Here is a 17,707-nt window from a genome sequence, read left to right on the forward strand (position 1 = left end):
AAGCCGATCTTAACATCTTATTCATATTAAAATCAAGTTGTTAACAGTTTTGTCGATTTTTGACACTTTATCAACATTAGCTTCATATTGGAGTGTGTTTTTTCAGAAATAATTAATGTTGGATTTACTAAAGTTCACAAAAAGTTAATTTTACATTAGGTAATTTTGCGGTGTAATTATGAAACCGACAGACCAAAATTTATTGAATAAAGTAAAATCAGGAGACAAGCCTGCTTTCATGCTGCTGTACGAAAGATATTGGGACAGCCTTTACGGTTTTGTTTTCGGAAGAACGAGGAAAAAGGAAGTTGCAGAAGAAATTTTACAAAATCTCTGGATTAAAATTCTTGAAGATCCAACTGCAATTCAAACCGATGAATCGGAAAGTGCAAAAGGCTATCTGCTGCGTTATCTTCATTACAGGGTTATTGATTTTTATAACATCTCCAAAAAAGATCAATCGACTTTAAGCATTGATGAATCAGAAATTCAACTTGAAATAACAGACACCGAATATTTTGAAATTCTTGAAGAAAATGACATTTCGGCTTTATTTAAAATGATCGATGAAGTGATTTCTCAGCTTCCTGTAACCGAGCAGAAAGTATTTGATATGCGAATCCGGAAGAATATGTCTGTTGATGAAACTGCAGAAGCTTTAGGCTTAAGCAATAAAACGGTAAGCAATAAATTAAGCAAAACGCTTGGCCAAATACGCGAACAGCTCAATCCGGATTATCAATCTTCTAAAAAGTTCGTTACTTTATTAATGCTGATGGAAATTCTGGCAAAACATTAGATTACTGAACTTTCTATTTTTAACCTTTATTAGCGTGGTTTTTCTGAAAACTTGATTAAATTACTATATTATTATTAAAGATCGTGCAATAATTCATCATTCAAATATATTTGAATTTCTTAACTTTGTTAAATGAAAGAAAAGGTGACAAGAGTTATTTCTGAATTTAACAATGAACTGAAACTTCAGGGTTTCAAGGCATTTCAAATAGAGCAAGACAGTGCTGATACGCGTACTTACAGCAGAAAAGAATTCTACAAAATCTGCCTGACGACTGGCGAAAGTAAAATTCATTATTCAGACAAAACCTATGAACAGGAAGGAACAATTCTCTTTTTTGGCAATCCGCACATTCCATATTCCTGGGAGACGATTTCTACTTCATATATGGGCTACACCATTCTTTTCTCAGAAGAATTCTTTAAAAATTCCGAACGTTCGGAAAGCTTGCAGCAATCTTCCTTTTTTAAAATCGGAGGTACACCGGTTCTAAAAATCACCGAAGAACAAAGAGGCTTTCTCAATACTATTTTTCAGAAAATGATTGCCGAGCAGCAAAGTGATTATGTATTTAAAGATGAATTGATACGCAATTACATCAGTCTCATCATCCATGAATCTTTAAAGATGGAACCGTCTGAAAATTACGAACAGAACAAGAATGCATCTTCCAGATTAACATCGGTTTTCCTGGAATTGCTGGAAAGACAATTTCCAATTGAGACTATTCAGAATCCGCTTACATTAAAAACAGCTCAGCATTACGCGCAACACTTAAATGTGCACATCAATTACCTGAATCGTGCTGTAAAAGAAGTTACCGGAAAATCCACAACAGCTCATATTACTGAGCGCATCGTTACTGAAGCCAAAGCCCTTTTGCAACATACAGACTGGAGTATTTCAGAAATCGCTTACGCATTAGGTTTTGAATATCCAACCTATTTCAATAATTATTTCAAAAAAATTACAGGAACCAATCCTACAGCTTTTCGTTTATCCGAAGTTTGAATTTCTTAATCTTTGGTTTGAATATCTTTACTGATTAGCCTAAAGGTGAGCCTAACTTTGTATCTGGAAATCAACCCAAATACAATGTCAGATTCAAACTATATTTCCGATTCTAAATTTATTCAAAAAGATATTTTTGAACGCCTTTTAGCTGGCGAAACCATCCTTCCCAACGACTCGCAAATAGGCAGATTGAGGGAAGAAGCTTTTGCTGTAAAAGAATTGCTTGTACAGATGAATAATTCTTCGAATCCGGAAGAAATTACGAAAATATTAAGCAAAATTTTAGATAAAGAAATTCAGGATGTTGCCGTTTTCACACCTATTTACATCAATTATGGCAAGCACATCAGTATTGGTAAAAATGTCTTTATTAATTTTGATTGCACTTTTTTGGCATTGGGCGGAATTACCATTGAAGACGGTGTGTTGATTGGTCCGAAAGTCAGCCTTATTACCGAAAATCATCCCTTAAATCCTAGCGAAAGAAAAGGCCTCATTGGCAAATCCATTCTCATCAAAAGAAATGCTTGGCTTGGCGCAAATACTATAATTCTTCCTGGCGTTACGATAGGCGAAAATTCAGTAGTTGCTGCCGGAGCCGTAGTTTCTAAAGATGTTCCGGACAATGTTATCGTCGGTGGAATTCCTGCAAAAATCATTAAAAATATTGATAATGAAACAGTTTAAATTTAAGTATAAAACAGTTTTGCCATTTGTATTTGCTTTTTTGGCAATACTATCGTGCAGCAACAAAAATCAGGAAAATATGAAAAATGATAAAAACGAATTGAACACCATTTTTCCTAAAGGCGAGAAGGGCTCAAAAGATTTATTCACAGGAAATGCTTACAACATCGGTTTGGTAAATGCCGATTCTGTTTTTACAACTGCGGTTGGAAACGTGTATTTTGAGCCCGGCGCGAGGAGTAATTGGCACAGTCATCCATCCGGCCAGATTCTGATTATCACAGACGGAATTGGTTACCATCAGATTGAAGGCAAACCTATCGAAATCATCAAAAAGGGTGACGTTGTAAAATGTCCGCCCAAAGTAAGACACTGGCATGGAGCAAGTGCAGATGTGGGATTACAGCAATTGTACATCGTTCCGAATACTGAAAAAGGAATTGTAAATTGGAACGAAGCCGTAACCGACGAGCAGTATTCAAACAATAAAAACAACGAAAAATAATGAATATGAAAAAAGCACTGGCTATTGCAATACTGTTTCTTGTAACAGAACAGTTATTTGCACAAAAAGTAAAATCAAATGTTAAGAAAATGAATATATCAGAACAAGCTGAACATTATACATTCAAACTCAGCGATAAAGTTATCCGTCAGAAAGCGACTTTTAAAAACCGTTACGGAATCACATTAAGCGGAGATTTATATCTTCCAAAAAATAAGGGAACTGAAAAACTGGCTGCATTGGCAATCAGTGGACCTTTTGGAGCTGTAAAACAGCAATCTTCAGGATTGTATGCCAATCAAATGGCAGAAAGAGGTTTTGCAGCAATTGCATTCGATCCTTCTTACACTGGTGAAAGCAGTGGTGAACCTAGAAATTTAGCTTCACCCGAAATCAACACCGAAGATTTCAGCGCAGCCATTGATTTTTTGGGATTACAGAAAAATATAGATAGAAATAAAATCGGAATCATCGGTATTTGCGGTTTTGGAGGTTTTGCTTTAAATGCAGCTGCAATAGATCAACGTGCGAAAGCCGTTGCAACAACAAGTTTGTATGACATGACAAGGGTAATGTCAAAAGGATACAACGATTCAGTAACACCTGAACAGCGTACCAAAACATTAGAAAATTTGAGCCAGCAGCGTTGGAAAGATGCAGAAAACGGAAAACCTGAAGACGGCCCGCGTAATTTACCTGAAAGTTTAAAAGGAAATGAACCTCAATTTGTAGTCGACTACTTCAACTATTACAGGACGCCTCGTGGCTTTCATCTGAATTCTATAAACTCTAGCGGAGCCTGGCTGATAACCAATCCGCTATCATTTATGAATATGCCGATACTTACTTATGTGAAAGAAATCTCTCCAAGACCAATGCTCCTGATTGCGGGTGAAAATGCGCATTCACGTTATTTTAGTGAAGATATCTATAGAATAGCGGCCGAGCCTAAAGAATTGATGATTATTCCAAATGCAGTGCATGTAGATTTATATGATAAATTGGATGTAATTCCTTTTGATAAATTGGAAACATTTTTCAAGACCAACTTGAAATAATAACTATTAATTAATAATTGAAGATATCAGGGAACAGAAATGTTCCTTTTTTTTATTAATTATAAAAAATAAAAATTTTTGTGAAATACCATTAATTCTCCGTTTACAATTACATTAACTCTCCCATTGTTTCTTATTGAATTAATGTTTTTATCGTAATAAAATGTTAAAATCCAGGTAATACTGTCAAGCTAAATTTGTTCTCAAAAAAATGAAGAAAACTTTAGCCACATTTACGGTGTTATTACTCCCGCTTTATTTCAGCGCTCAGGAAACCAATATTTCCGGAACTGTAAAATCAGAAGAAGGAGCGGTCGTTTCTGGAGTTAATATCACCGATAAAAACACCGGAAAAACAGTAATGTCTGATGAAAACGGAAACTTTACCATTTCCGCAAATCCGAAAGATATTTTAGAGTTTTATTCGTCCGATTATTCTTTATATACGATTGAAGTTTCGTCAAGAAGAAATTATTCCGTTATTCTGAAAAAAGTATCCGAAAAACAAATTGAAGGCGTTGTAATTACCGCTTTAGGGATTGAAAAAAAGAAAGAAAAACTGGGATATTCTACTCAGGAAGTTGGGACAAAGCAATTTGAAACAATTACCACACCAAGTCTCGGAAATCTATTTTCGGGTCAGGTTGCAGGTCTGAACGTTTCCAATCCGACAGGAATGCAGCAGAAACCTGTATTTTCTTTACGAGGAAATACCAATTTAGTATACGTCGTTGACGGAGTAATTGTGGAACCTGAAGTTTTTCAAAATTTAGATCCTAATAACATTGACAATATTAATGTTTTGAAAGGAGCACCTGCTTCGGCGCTTTACGGCTCAAGAGGAAGATATGGTGCTGTTTTAATTACTACAAAAAATGCTAAAAAGCAGGGATTTTCTGTTGAGTTTTCTCAAAATACCATGATGACTGCAGGTTTTACCAATCTTCCAAAAACACAGACAGAATATGGAAACGGCTCGCAGGGAAAATATGAATTCTGGGACGGAGCCGACGGTGGCGTGAATGACGGAGATATGATTTGGGGACCGAAGTTTACTCCCGGATTAAAAATTGCCCAATGGAACAGCCCAATCAGAGATAAACAGACCGGGCAGATCATTGAATGGTACGGAACCGTTGCAGGAAGTGCTTATGACGATAAATCGAGATACGAAAGAGTTCCTATTGACTGGAAATATCATGATAATTTAAAAACTTTCATGAAACCGGCAATCATCAATAATAATAATTTCTCCATCAATTATAAGCACAATAAAGATTCTTACAGGCTTTCAGGGAATTTTATGAATTATGATGACAAAATTCCTGAAGCTTATCTTCAGCGTTACGGAATCAATTTTGCGTCAGAAAATCATTTTGGAGAGAAGTTTATTTTTGATACTAAATTTAATTTCAACCAGACATTTACTCCCAACGTTCCCAATTACGACTACAATCCGAGTGGTCACATGTACACGATTTTAATCTGGATGGGAGGTGATGTTGACGGAAATGCATTAAAAAATCATCTTTGGGTTCCGGGACAGGAAGGTAAAACGCAGGCCAACTGGAACTACGCTTGGTACAACAATCCTTGGTTTGGTGCTGAAAAATATAAAAATCAAAACCGCACCAACATTATCAATGCGCAAGCCGGTTTAGAATATAAAGCAACAGAAGATTTATCGGTAAAAGGAAGAGTTTCCATCGTTGAAAATCACAACAAGCAGGAAATTTCAAGTCCATATTCTTACTTCAATTACAGTGCACCGCGAAATGGCGGTTACATTTTGAACGACACCAAAACATGGAATCTAAACTCTGACATCCTTGCAACTTACAAGAAAAAGATTTCTGGTAATTTTGATTTCAGCGTGAATGCCGGAGCTTCAACTTTTTATTATAAAAATGATGTCGACAACAATTCTACCGACGGTTTGAAGATTCCTGAGCTTTATTCTTTGGAAAATTCGACAGGTGCAATAAAATATTACGATTATTTGAAGGAAAAACTCATCTACTCTACTTACGGAACGATCGACATTGGTTTGTATAATGCATTTTTCATCAACGTTTCGGGTAGAAATGACTGGTCTTCCACTTTACCGAAAGAAAACAGATCCTATTTCTATCCTTCGGCTTCACTGAGCACGATTGTTTCCAATTTGGTTACAATGCCTGAAGCGATTAATTTGTTGAAAGTTTCAGCATCTTGGGCAAAAGTTGCGTATGATTTCCAGCCTTATGCGATCAGAAATTATTATTTAAATAACAACGGAGTTACGTTCAACGGAAGCCCAACATTCTACTATCCTACCACTTTAAATTACGAAAATTCGCTTAAACCCGAACAGACAAAATCTTACGAAATAGGTTTGACGGCTGGTTTGTTTAAAAACAGAATCACTTTGGATGCGACCTATTTCAGAACTTTGGATTATGATAATATTCTTCAGTTTCCGAGCACACCTTCTTCAGGATTTACTTCGCAAAACGTTAATGGAAATGAATATACCACCAAAGGTTTCGAAGTTTCATTAGGATTGGTTCCGATAAAAACCGGCAGTTTCACTTGGAGATCATTGATCAATTGGAGTACTTACGAAAAAACATTAACTTCCATTTATGCAGACATGCCGAATTACAATAACATTAAATTGGGCGAAAGAATGGACAGCTATTACGATATTACATGGCAAAAATCTCCCGATGGTAAAGTAATTTTAAACCCAACAACCGGAATGCCGACAAGATCAACAACGCCAACCAACCTTGGTCATTTCAATCCGGACTGGACTTTCGGATTTAATAACACCTTTAAATACAAAAAATTAAGCTTAAACATCGGAATCGATGGAAGCATCGGCGGTGTGATGAGATCCCAAGTTGTTGAAAAAATGTGGTGGGGAGGAAAACACCCGAATTCTACCGAATACAGAGACATTGAATATGCCAATCCGGGAACGTATTATTTTGTTCCGGACGGTGTAAATTACAACGCCTCAACAGGAACTTATACACCGCATACAACACCAATCAGTTTTCAAAGCTGGGCGCAAAATTACCCTTATCAGGCGCGAGTAACGGAAGACGAAAGCGAATTGTTTGCGAATGTTTTTGACAGAACATTTATTAAACTGAGATCCGTGGTTTTAGAATACGATTTTTCTCATCTTTTAAATCCGAATGGCTTTGTGAAAAGCTTTACCGCCAATATTTCAGGATACAATTTAGCAATGTGGAAAAAATCTAAAAATCTTTATTCAGATCCGGATTTTCAGATTGGAAGTCAGACATCAGGTTCCGGAAATGATATTCAGGATCCTTCCAGCAGATGGTTCGGAATCGGATTTAATCTTAAATTTTAATTAAAAACAAATGAAAAACAATATCTTAAAAATAACAGTTTTAGCCATCGGATTATTCTCGCTTTCATCGTGCGAAACCAATTTGGATAAAATCAACGAAAATCCGAATGATCAGGCAAGTATCGATCCGCAGTATCTTTTGACTTACGTTTCGAAATCTGCGTTTGCCGTTCAGGGAGATCCGATGTATGCTTCACGGATGCTGATCGGAACGGATGGTGAAAATATTTATCAGTATATGAAATGGAACGACGCTTCATTCGGCGCTTACAGCACAGATTTGCTGAATACAATGAAAATGATGCAGGAAGCAGAAAGAATTAATAATAAAAATTATCAGGCGATCGGTAAATTTTACAGAGCTTTCCACTTTTATAATTTAAGTTTAAAATTCGGAAGCATTCCTTATTCGGAAGCAATAAAAGGTGAATCAGGAATTACCCAGCCGAAATACGACAGCCAGGAAACGGTATTGGCAGGAATTTTAACCGAATTGAAGGAAGCCAACGATATGATCAATTCTTTAGATACAATTGCAGGCGACATCATCTACAATGGCGATGCTGCAAAATGGAAAAAGCTGATCAATTCTTTTCGTCTGAAAGTTTTAATGACTTTATCTAAGAAAACAACCGTTGGAGGAATCAATATTGCCAATGAATTTGCCTCAATTGCGGGAAGTCAAACCTTAATGACTTCGATTCAGGATAATGGCGAACTGAAATTTGCTGACGCTGCAGACAGCCGATACACAATGTTTAACAGTAGCGGATATGGTTCGAGTTTGTATATGGCCAATTATTTCATTAATCTGTTTAAGGAAAGACAGGATCCGAGAATTTTCACTTTTGCCGAGCAGACAACTTCTGCAAAAGAAAACGGTTTGGCAATTACGAATTTCAATGGTTACAACGGAGGAAATCCTACTTCACCTTATTCCGACAATGCAGCGTTAATTACGGCTAAAAACATTTCAAAAGTAAACGAACGTTTTTACAAAGATGCGACCAATGAGCCTTCATCAATTCTTTCTTATGCTGAACTTGAATTTATTTTGGCCGAAGCCACAGCAAGAGGCTGGATTTCGGGATCTTCAAAAACGCATTATGACAACGCAATCAAAGCGAGCTTTCAGTTTTACCAGATGTATGTGAAAAATCCGAATCAATATTTTACAGGATTTAATGTTGATAATTATTTGGCGAGTTCTTTGGTGGTTTACAACAATTCAGCGTCACTTCAGGCTCAGGTTGAGAAAATTATTACTCAGAAATACATGACGATGTTTCATCAGGGACAATGGACTTCGTATCAGGATTATTTAAGAACAGGTTACCCGAATCTTCCTTTACAGACAGGAATTTCCGCACCGTTAAGGTTCAGATATCCGCAAGTAGAATATAATTATAATAAGGTGAATCTTCAAGCTGCATTGGCTGCACAATATGGAGGCCAGGATAACATCAATTCTAAACCTTGGTGGTTGCAATAACTCAAAAAACTAACAATTTTTTAATATTAAAAATACAGAAACCGTTAGATTATGATGTTAACTTGCGGTTTCTTTATAATCAGTTTTAGAACAAATGAACAGAAGAGAATTTTTAGAAAAATCGGGCATTTTAATGGCAGGTTTGGGTACTTCAAGCATGTTGCATCCCGCAATTTTGAAAGCTTTAACAATAGAACCTGCAGCCGGATCCTCTTTTTATGATGCAGAACATGTGGTAATTCTTATGCAGGAAAACAGATCATTTGATCATGCATTCGGAGCCTTAAAAGGAGTTCGAGGATTCCTCGATCAAACTGCATTTGTGAAAGAAGATGGCCAATCGGTTTTTTTCCAGAAAAATAATGAGGGAAAATATGCCGCGCCGGGAAGATTAGATTTAAAAAATACAAAGTCTACGTGGATGAGCTCGCTTCCGCATTCTTGGTCTGATCAGCAGCACGCTTTGAACGGAATGAAATACGACAAATGGCTTCAGGCTAAAGCTTCCGGAAACAAAGATTATAAAGAAATGCCGTTGACTTTAGGCTATTATAATCGTGAAGATCTTCCTTTTTATTATCAGTTGGCAGATTCATTTACGATTTTTGATCAGTATTTTTGTTCGTCACTTACCGGAACTACGCCCAACAGATTATTCCTTTGGTCGGGAACGATTCGTGAACAGCAAAACGGAAAGGTAAAAGCCAATGTTTTCAATGACAACATCGATTATGATAAAAACCGCCAAGCCAGATGGAAAAGTTTTCCTGAAATTTTAGAAGAACAAAATGTTTCATGGAGAATTTACCAGAATGAAATCAGTCTTCCAAAAGGAATGCCGGGCGAAGAAGAATCTTGGCTGAGCAATTTTACCGATAATCCGATCGAATGGTTCTCTAATTTTAATGTGAAATTTTCTAAAGGTTATCACGAAAACATTCCCAACATGATTGCTCATTTGGAAAAAGAAATCAAGAAAAATCCAAAACAGAAAATCCGATTTGAAAATTTGATTAAAGAGCTTGAAGAAGATTTAATTAAATATCATCCGGATAATTATGCAAAGCTTTCACAAAAAGAAAAAAATCTCCACGAGAAAGCATTTACAACCAATTCTGATGATCCCGATTACTGGAATTTAAAAATAGGAAAAGATGAAAACGGAGAAAGACTGGTTGTACCAAAAGGAGATGTTTTGCATCAGTTCAGAAAGGATGTTTCCGATAAAAAACTTCCAACAGTTTCCTGGCTCGTTGCCCCTGAAAGATTTTCAGACCATCCGGGTTCACCTTGGTACGGAGCGTGGTATATTTCTGAAGTTTTAAATATTCTGACTAAAGATCCTGAAACCTGGAAAAAAACGATTTTCATTATTAATTATGATGAAAATGACGGCTATTTTGATCACGTTATCCCTTTTGCACCGCCGCTTAATCCTAATCAGCCCGTTGATATGAACGGAAAAGAAGGTGCAGAATATGTAAATAAAACCCAGGAATATATGACGACCCAAAACCTTCATGACAATGAAAGAATTGAAGGAAACGTCGGCTTGGGATTCCGAGTTCCGATGATCATCGCTTCACCTTGGACGAAAGGTGGTTTTGTAAATTCTCAGGTTTCAGACCATACTTCAGTGCTGCAGTTTTTAGAAAAATTCATTCAAAAAAAATACAATAAAAACGTAACTGTTGAAAATATAAGTGATTGGAGACGAGCGATCTGCGGTGATTTGACATCGGCTTTCAATAAATCTGAAAGCAAAATCCCAAAGATGGATTATCTGGATCAAAAAGACTACGCAAAAACCATTAATTCAGCAAAAAACAAACCTACACCCAATCTCAAATGGTATGATGAAAAAGAGCTTAATCAACAACTATTACAAATTCAGGAAAGAGGCATGAAACCATCAAACCCGTTACCATACAGCTACGACGTCAATCTCAAAAACAATATGATTGTAATGACCAATCAACGAGATACGGCTGTCCCTTTGATTATTTATGATAAAAATAAATTTAATACAAAAGATTACTATTTTTCTTACGCATTGTATTCTAATGATGAGATTTCGCATCCGGCAGATTTAAAAGTATACAATTATGAAGTCACCGGACCCAACGGATTTGTAAGGAAATTTAAAGGCAACAAAAATCCTGAAATTGAAGTTGTGCTACTAAGCAATACTTCAAAAAATGAAATTGAAATCGATCTGAAACTGATTACTCAAAAGAATGTCACATTGGATTTTGAAAATCTTTATGACGGAAAAAAGAAAGACATGGTCATAAACGCGTCTCAGCAAAAAATAAATCTCAATCTCGACAAAACAAAAGGCTGGTACGACATCAAAATAAAAACAGATAATAACAGCTGGCATTTTGCCGGAAGAATAGAATCAGGAAAACCTACAGTAACTGATCCTCATTGGTCTTAGCGAATTGCAGATAATTTGGCGGTAAATAGTCTTTTCTAATTAAACGATTGCCTGAACTCCACCGGCGACTGATTGGTTTTTTGCTTAAACAATTTACTGAATGACTGCTGATGTTGAAAACCCAATTCATAAGCAATCTCACTTACGGATAAATTTGTTGTACTTAATCGTTCTTTGGCATAATCAATCAATTTGCTTTGAATATGTTGTCGTGTATTTTGTTGTGTATGCAAACGCAAAAGTGTTCCTAAATAATTGGGTGATATATTCAATTTTTCAGCAATAGACTTTACAGTCGGGATGCCGTTTTCCGACAAATTTCCATCATTAAAATAATCGGAAAGCACTTTTTCAAAACGTTCCAACAATTCGTAATTTGATTTTTTCCGGGTAATAAACTGACGTTCATAAAACCGTTCGGCATAAATAAGCAACATTTCAAGCTGCGCTATAATAAGTTCCTGACTAAATTTGTCAATATTGGACTGATATTCCTGTTCTATTTTTAAAAGAATATCTACAATAATTTTTTCTTCTTTATCTGAAAGAAAAAGGGCTTCGTTTACCGCATACTGGAAAAAATCAAACGATTTTATTTTTTTAGCCAATGGCGTATTCCATAAAAAATCGGGATGGATAAGCAAAAGCCAGCCTGTAGGATCTACTACCGTATTCAGGTTGATTTCTAATTTCAAAAATTGAAGCGGTGCAATAAAAGATAAAACTCCAGAATCAAAATCGTACAGCTGTTGCCCGTAATTGAATTTGGCATTTACATTTCGCTTTAATCCAATAGTGTAAAAGTTCTGAATCCACTTTACATTCGCTTCATCAAAGGGATAAGAAACCTTGCTGTAATCAATTAAACTAATCAACGGATGTTCAGGATTAGGCAGATTACAAAATGTATGAAATTGGGCTATTGAATTAATGCGAAATGTTTTTCCCATAAATGCTAATTTACTTGTTTTCTTTATATAAAATTACACCTGCATGATAAAAATGCCATCTTTAAATTTGCTTTAAAACATCCTTGGATTCGTAATAAAAGTATTTAGTTATCTACAATCTCTGTTGAAGTTCCTAGCTTTTCGTATTCAGTCATTGTTTGCTGCATAAGCTCAATTTTCTGATTAGCTATTGCATAAGCATCTTTTCCGAGAAAAAGGTGAACCGGAGGTTTGGAAAGTTCACTTACTTCGATTAATATTTCGGCTGCTTTTTCAGGATCATTTGGCTGGTTTCCATCAATATCTTTGAGATGCGCCTGCTCGGATGCTCTTGCGCTTGCATATTCAGCAATAGGATTTTCGGAAGTTTTTATAGACCCGCTTGACAAAAAATTCGTCCTAAAATATCCCGGATACACCACGGAAACATTTACTCCAAAATCTTTCATTTCTTCAGCCAAACCTTCTGTGAATCCTGCTACTGCAAATTTTGTTGAACAATAAATGCCAAAACCCGCAAAACCTCCGGAATATCCTCCGATTGAAGCGATATTGAAAATATAACCCGACTGCTGCTGACGGAAATAAGGTGCTGCATTTCGTATTACATTTAGCGAACCAAACACATTAACTTCGAAATTGTCCTTTACTTCTGAATCGCTCAATTCCTCCAATGTGCCTATCAAACCAAATCCTGCATTGTTTACTACAACATCAATTTGTCCGAAATGCTTAACACATTCTGCAATTGTATTTTTTACATTTTCATTATCTGTCAAATTCATTGAAAGAGGTAAAAAAAACTCTGTAGGCTGCCCAATTTCTTCAATTAAAGATTGAATATTGCGTGATGTTGCAGCTACGCGATAACCTTCTGCTAAAAGCTTTTTTACTAATGTGAGCCCCAATCCTTTGGATGCTCCGGTTACAAACCATACTTTTTTTGTGTCCATTTTATTTTTGATTTTATGAATTAAATGATGATGCAAAGATGCCTCAATCTCAAACGTCAAACTTAACCAAAACAATGAATGTTGTAGCTAAATCGTGAATTTGATTTCTAACTGTAATGATTGATTATTTTAAATTTCCACTAAATAATTCACATTTACTGGCTTGTGGATAATATAAAAAAAAGCTCAAATAGCACTTCTAAAATTAATACTGGAAAAAAAATATTGTAATTTTTTAATAACGATAAGTATCAAAATGGTAGTAATTTCCAATATTTCGATATCTCATAATTACTCGTTTGCCCAGACCTTTGCAGCGAACTCATTACCCAAAAACTTTAATTACGGGAGCGTGAGATTATTAAAATTAAAGATATGAAAAAAGCACTTTTATTATTAGCAATTACATTATCGGCTGCTTTATCATTTGGACAAACCGTTTCAAATAATCAGCCTACTATTCAATTAGTCAGAAATGCAACCTTACTCATAAACTACGGAGGAAAAAAAATATTGGTTGATCCGATGCTCTCACCAAAAGGCGCTATTGAATCATGGGCCGGAATTCAGAGAAATCCAACTGTTGAATTGAAAATGCCAGTGAAAGATATAATCCAGGATGTTGATTTGGTGATTGTGACTCATACTCATGAAGATCATTTTGACAAAGTCGCGAGTAAAACCATCAATAAATCTACTGAATTGATGATCCAGCCTGCAGATAAGAATTACTTTGAGAAAGAAGGCTTTAACAAAGCAAACGTAATCTATGACCACAAATTATGGAATGGTATCAATATATATCGATTGGATGGGCAACATGGAACCGGAAAGGTATTGGAAATGATGGGTAAAACGTCTGGCTTTATATTAACAGCAAAAAATCAACCGACCGTGTATATTGTTGGAGACGCAATCTGGAACGATAATATCAAAAACAACATAGAAAAGTTCAAACCTGATTATATTGTTGTGAATTCGGGAGGCGCTCTTATTAAAGGATTTGAAGATACACCAATCATTATGAACGAAGAACAGACGATGGCTTTAATCCATGGAAGCGGTAAGGCAAAAGTTATAGCAGTACATATGGATGCATTGGATCATTGTCGTACCACCAGAAGTTCATTGAGCCAGAAGGCCGCTGAATTCAAAATAGATAAAGACAAATTAATAATCCCGGCGGACACGGAAATGGTTACACTTTCCCTTTAAGCCAAACTATTTTATCAGACATACAGACGAATTATCGTCCAAAATTAATCTCTGAATCCACTTGGTTCAGAGATTAATCATATTAAAACAACACCCCGTTTTTAGTAATAAGTGGTCCATAATTGTGAAGCGTATCACGGAAAATATTGCAAAAGAACTTTAGTACATTTGTATAAAAAAATAGAATGAAAACCCTGAAATTTCATAAAACAGAATGTGGAGTGGATTTTCTGATAAATATTCTGCTGTCAATCGATGTGAAAGAAAACTATCTCAAAAGAGAAGCCTATAATACGGATTATCTTGAAATTGTTTTCTTTAAAAAAGGGACTGGTCATCTTATCTTAAATCATAGTAAAATAGATATCAAAGACAACAGTATTATATTTATTTCGCCGTTTCAAAAAAGAGAATGGAATCTGAATCCCGAAGGTTTAGATTTTGTCGTTTTGGTCTTTCAGGAAGACTTTTTGAATGATTTTTTTTCAGACAAGCTGTTTACTTATCGTTTATTGTATTTTTATCAATTGGAATGTCCACTCAACATGCAGATTGACGAAGCGCTAATCGAAAGATATTATTCCCTGCTTGCAGAAATAAAAGCAGAGCTCGTAAGAACAAAAGTTGATAGCGTACATATTATCCGTTCTTTAATTTATTATCTGCTTCAAAAACTAAACAGAGAATATAGTCACATCCAAAATTTACCGTTAGAAAAAAACAAGAATAACAATGCTTTTCTCTTTAAGAAATTAATAGAAATTCACATTAAAGAAAAACAGCGTATTAATGATTATACAGAACTCCTTCATATAAACCGTATTGCTCTCAATAAAGCAGTAAAAGAACAATTTAATGTTACGGCGACGCATTTACTCAAACAGCGTTTACTGATAGAAATCAAAGATTATTTAATTCATTCAAAGCTTACCGTGGCTGAAATTGCTTTTCAGCTCAACTTTTCAGAACCCAACCATTTAATGCGTTTTTTTAAAAATCAAACCGGGATGACGACGACTGATTTTTTAAATGAATACTGCAATGGCATTAATCATTAATATTTACGCACTAAATTTAAAAATGAGAAAAAAATTAGTTTCAAAATTATTGCCTGCCTGTAATTGGAATAGCACCAATTTTGCTGATACATTTGATAATAATTCATTTTTACTAATCAATTTAAATTATAATAAAAACAGTAAAACGTCATGATGAATTTTACAAATAAAGAAATTCTGCAAAAGGCAAATGATGCAATTTCTTCAGGCGACTATGAGAAATTTTTATCTTTTTGCACAGACGATACAGTATGGACATTCGTAGGCGAGCAAACACTCAAAGGAAAAGATGAGGTTCGAAAATATATGGCAAAAACCTATATAGAACCTCCTAAATTTGATATTGAAAATCTTATTGCGGACAATGAATTTATAACAGCGGTTGGTAAAATCAGTATGAAAAACGAGCATGATGAAATGACTTCTTATCATTACTGTGATGTTTGGAGATTTTCCGATGGCAAGATGGCAGATTTGAAAGCTTTTGTTATTCCGAATACCTCAAAAAGAAATTAGTAATTAAAAATTTATTATATTCAACAATTGTATAGTTAAATTTCACGGGAATTTTCTTTATGGAGTTTCAAAACAATTTGAATCCGGCAAACATCGCAGCGCTTTGCTTCCAGTTTATTATGGTATTTAAGAATCAAAGGTAAATGTTTTTCATATATTTGGTTTTAAATTAAATTTCATCAGAATTAATCGTTTTTTTTTCAATATTTAATCTATTTTTTAATAAATTTCAACAATGAATTATCAACTTGAGCTTAGAACAGAACAACCAGGCTCCAAAATTGTCTTCAACAACATTATATTTGATCATTTCAAGATCAATATTATCGAACGGTATATGGGAAGGATGGATTTGCGTCCGGAATTAATAGATGCAGCATTTAAAATGAGAACATTACAAGACGAAATAATAAAAACAAGAGATGGAAATGTTAAAGTTAAAATCAAAGGCAATGATCTGAACGATTACAGTATGCTAACGAAAATCCTCAACTCATACGAATATAAAAACAGATTGTTGAATGTAAAAGAGGCGCAACACAACTACGTTTTTTTTATTTTGAAAATGGTGACTTCCCATTATGATTTACAATAATTTCCGATTAAATATAAATGTTTAAATATGTTTACTACAAAAATAAATCCCACTGGTCAGTGGGATTTCGAATTTCACATCTATAATAAAATTATTTCACTTTGTTTTTTGCATTCTCGGATTCCATAAGATGATGCTCCAAAGAAGGCAGAGTCTTATCAGCAAAAGCTTTCAGTGATGATTCAGACCCTTCTGCAACTTCCTTTTTAAAGTCTGCGATCGTTTTACGATGATCATTTACCATAAGCTCCGCATAGCTTCGATCAAATGCAACGCCATTGGATTCCTTCAGTTTATCATATTTTTTCTGTTGCTCGGCATCTATTCCCGAAGGTAAAGTATATCCAACTTTTGAGGCCCATTGCTTTAATTCTGTGTTAGCTTTGGTGTGATCTTCTACCATCATTTTCCCCAAAGCTTTTATAGCTGGATCCGTACCTTTCTCGATTGCAAGTTCTCCAGCCATAACTTCCATCATTCCCCCTTTCGCTGCTTCATCAGCAAATTTTTTATCTTGATCTGTGAGTTGAGAGGTTGTGCCGGAATTTTGTGACATGTTGGAGCCGTCACCTGATACCGTACCTGGATCTGAAGCAGCAGGAACTTCGCGTCCGCCAACATTTTGATCCGTTTTAGAATTTTCTTGTTTGTTGCAGGCCAATAACGATGCAACTGCTACGAATAGTAAGATTGATTTTTTCATATAAAAATTTTAAATGGTTTAACAAGCATTTTAAATGCTTCATAGTGTGATTTAGAGTTATTTCAAAACTAGAAATTCTCAGTCTTTATTTCTATGATCTCAATCATAATTCAAATATGGTAATAAAACTGAATAGTCTGAGTCAAGAAAAAGACCTTCTGAGATCAGGAAGTTTTTAAGACAACTGAAAGTATTATCATCCTAATGATAAAGTAAAACGATATAGGTTCTATTTATTTTTCAATTAAGTTTTTTTTAATCAAACAATAACATATTGTTTACAATGATCTTTATTTACGGTAGTTTCGTAAAGGTTTGTTAATTTACTTGTAAAGTTCTATTAAACGGTTAAGGC

General features: G+C 35.0%; 15 protein-coding genes. 12 read left to right on the plus strand and 3 right to left on the minus strand.

Features of this window, described 5'->3' with window-relative positions; translation table 11 throughout:
* The first annotated feature begins 178 nt into the window (after positions 1 to 178).
* The 8 genes from AC6CHK_RS08200 (at position 179) to AC6CHK_RS08235 (ending at position 11,362) form a co-directional block, all read left to right on the plus strand.
* The gene (locus tag AC6CHK_RS08200) at positions 179 to 799 is read left to right on the plus strand and encodes an RNA polymerase sigma factor (RefSeq protein ID WP_498095166.1); all 621 of its coding nucleotides are present in this window, start codon (positions 179 to 181) and stop codon (positions 797 to 799) included.
* A gap of 132 nt (positions 800 to 931) precedes the next feature.
* Positions 932 to 1,810 carry a helix-turn-helix domain-containing protein gene (locus AC6CHK_RS08205; RefSeq protein WP_498095167.1) on the plus strand — a complete coding sequence of 293 codons (879 nt, stop codon included), beginning with the start codon at positions 932 to 934 and terminating at the stop codon, positions 1,808 to 1,810.
* 84 nt (positions 1,811 to 1,894) lie between these two features.
* Positions 1,895 to 2,500, plus strand: a complete 606-nt coding sequence (locus AC6CHK_RS08210; protein WP_498095168.1) for a sugar O-acetyltransferase — start codon at positions 1,895 to 1,897, stop codon at positions 2,498 to 2,500.
* Complete coding sequence (locus AC6CHK_RS08215; protein ID WP_498095169.1) at positions 2,487 to 3,005, plus strand: cupin domain-containing protein; 519 nt, start codon at positions 2,487 to 2,489, stop codon at positions 3,003 to 3,005. Before AC6CHK_RS08210 ends, AC6CHK_RS08215 begins: the two co-directional genes overlap by 14 nt.
* A 5-nt stretch (positions 3,006 to 3,010) precedes the next feature.
* Positions 3,011 to 4,063 carry an alpha/beta hydrolase gene (locus AC6CHK_RS08220; protein WP_498095170.1) on the plus strand — a complete coding sequence of 351 codons (1,053 nt, stop codon included), beginning with the start codon at positions 3,011 to 3,013 and terminating at the stop codon, positions 4,061 to 4,063.
* Between the two features lie 211 nt (positions 4,064 to 4,274).
* Positions 4,275 to 7,430 carry a SusC/RagA family TonB-linked outer membrane protein gene (locus AC6CHK_RS08225; RefSeq protein WP_498095171.1) on the plus strand — a complete coding sequence of 1,052 codons (3,156 nt, stop codon included), beginning with the start codon at positions 4,275 to 4,277 and terminating at the stop codon, positions 7,428 to 7,430.
* A 10-nt stretch (positions 7,431 to 7,440) separates the two neighbouring features.
* A complete protein-coding gene (locus AC6CHK_RS08230; protein ID WP_498095172.1) occupies positions 7,441 to 8,922 on the plus strand; it encodes a SusD/RagB family nutrient-binding outer membrane lipoprotein in 1,482 nt (493 codons plus the stop codon).
* A gap of 94 nt (positions 8,923 to 9,016) precedes the next feature.
* The gene (locus AC6CHK_RS08235; RefSeq protein ID WP_498095173.1) at positions 9,017 to 11,362 is read left to right on the plus strand and encodes a phosphocholine-specific phospholipase C; all 2,346 of its coding nucleotides are present in this window, start codon (positions 9,017 to 9,019) and stop codon (positions 11,360 to 11,362) included.
* 35 nt (positions 11,363 to 11,397) lie between these two features.
* Here the strand turns inward: AC6CHK_RS08235 and AC6CHK_RS08240 are convergent, their stop codons facing one another.
* Positions 11,398 to 12,312, minus strand: a complete 915-nt coding sequence (locus tag AC6CHK_RS08240; protein ID WP_498095174.1) for a helix-turn-helix domain-containing protein — start codon at positions 12,310 to 12,312, stop codon at positions 11,398 to 11,400.
* A 104-nt stretch (positions 12,313 to 12,416) separates the two neighbouring features.
* Positions 12,417 to 13,265: an SDR family oxidoreductase gene (locus AC6CHK_RS08245; protein ID WP_498095175.1), complete on the minus strand. Its 849-nt coding sequence runs from the start codon at positions 13,263 to 13,265 to the stop codon at positions 12,417 to 12,419.
* A 375-nt stretch (positions 13,266 to 13,640) separates the two neighbouring features.
* Here AC6CHK_RS08245 and AC6CHK_RS08250 point away from each other — a divergent pair, with 375 nt between their 5' ends.
* The 4 genes from AC6CHK_RS08250 (at position 13,641) to AC6CHK_RS08265 (ending at position 16,649) form a co-directional block, all read left to right on the plus strand.
* Positions 13,641 to 14,480, plus strand: a complete 840-nt coding sequence (locus AC6CHK_RS08250) for an MBL fold metallo-hydrolase (protein ID WP_498095176.1) — start codon at positions 13,641 to 13,643, stop codon at positions 14,478 to 14,480.
* Positions 14,481 to 14,665: 185 nt separating this feature from the next.
* Positions 14,666 to 15,538 carry an AraC family transcriptional regulator gene (locus AC6CHK_RS08255; RefSeq protein ID WP_498095177.1) on the plus strand — a complete coding sequence of 291 codons (873 nt, stop codon included), beginning with the start codon at positions 14,666 to 14,668 and terminating at the stop codon, positions 15,536 to 15,538.
* 150 nt (positions 15,539 to 15,688) lie between these two features.
* On the plus strand, positions 15,689 to 16,054 hold the full coding sequence (locus tag AC6CHK_RS08260; RefSeq protein WP_498095178.1) for a nuclear transport factor 2 family protein: 366 nt from the start codon (positions 15,689 to 15,691) through the stop codon (positions 16,052 to 16,054).
* Positions 16,055 to 16,289: 235 nt separating this feature from the next.
* The gene (locus AC6CHK_RS08265; RefSeq protein WP_498095179.1) at positions 16,290 to 16,649 is read left to right on the plus strand and encodes a prevent-host-death protein; all 360 of its coding nucleotides are present in this window, start codon (positions 16,290 to 16,292) and stop codon (positions 16,647 to 16,649) included.
* Between the two features lie 91 nt (positions 16,650 to 16,740).
* On the opposite strand, the gene AC6CHK_RS08270 is transcribed toward AC6CHK_RS08265, so the two are convergent.
* Positions 16,741 to 17,310 carry a DUF4142 domain-containing protein gene (locus AC6CHK_RS08270; RefSeq protein ID WP_498095180.1) on the minus strand — a complete coding sequence of 190 codons (570 nt, stop codon included), beginning with the start codon at positions 17,308 to 17,310 and terminating at the stop codon, positions 16,741 to 16,743.
* Positions 17,311 to 17,707: the final 397 nt, after the last annotated feature.

This window comes from Chryseobacterium sp. GQ58 (assembly GCF_059758895.1).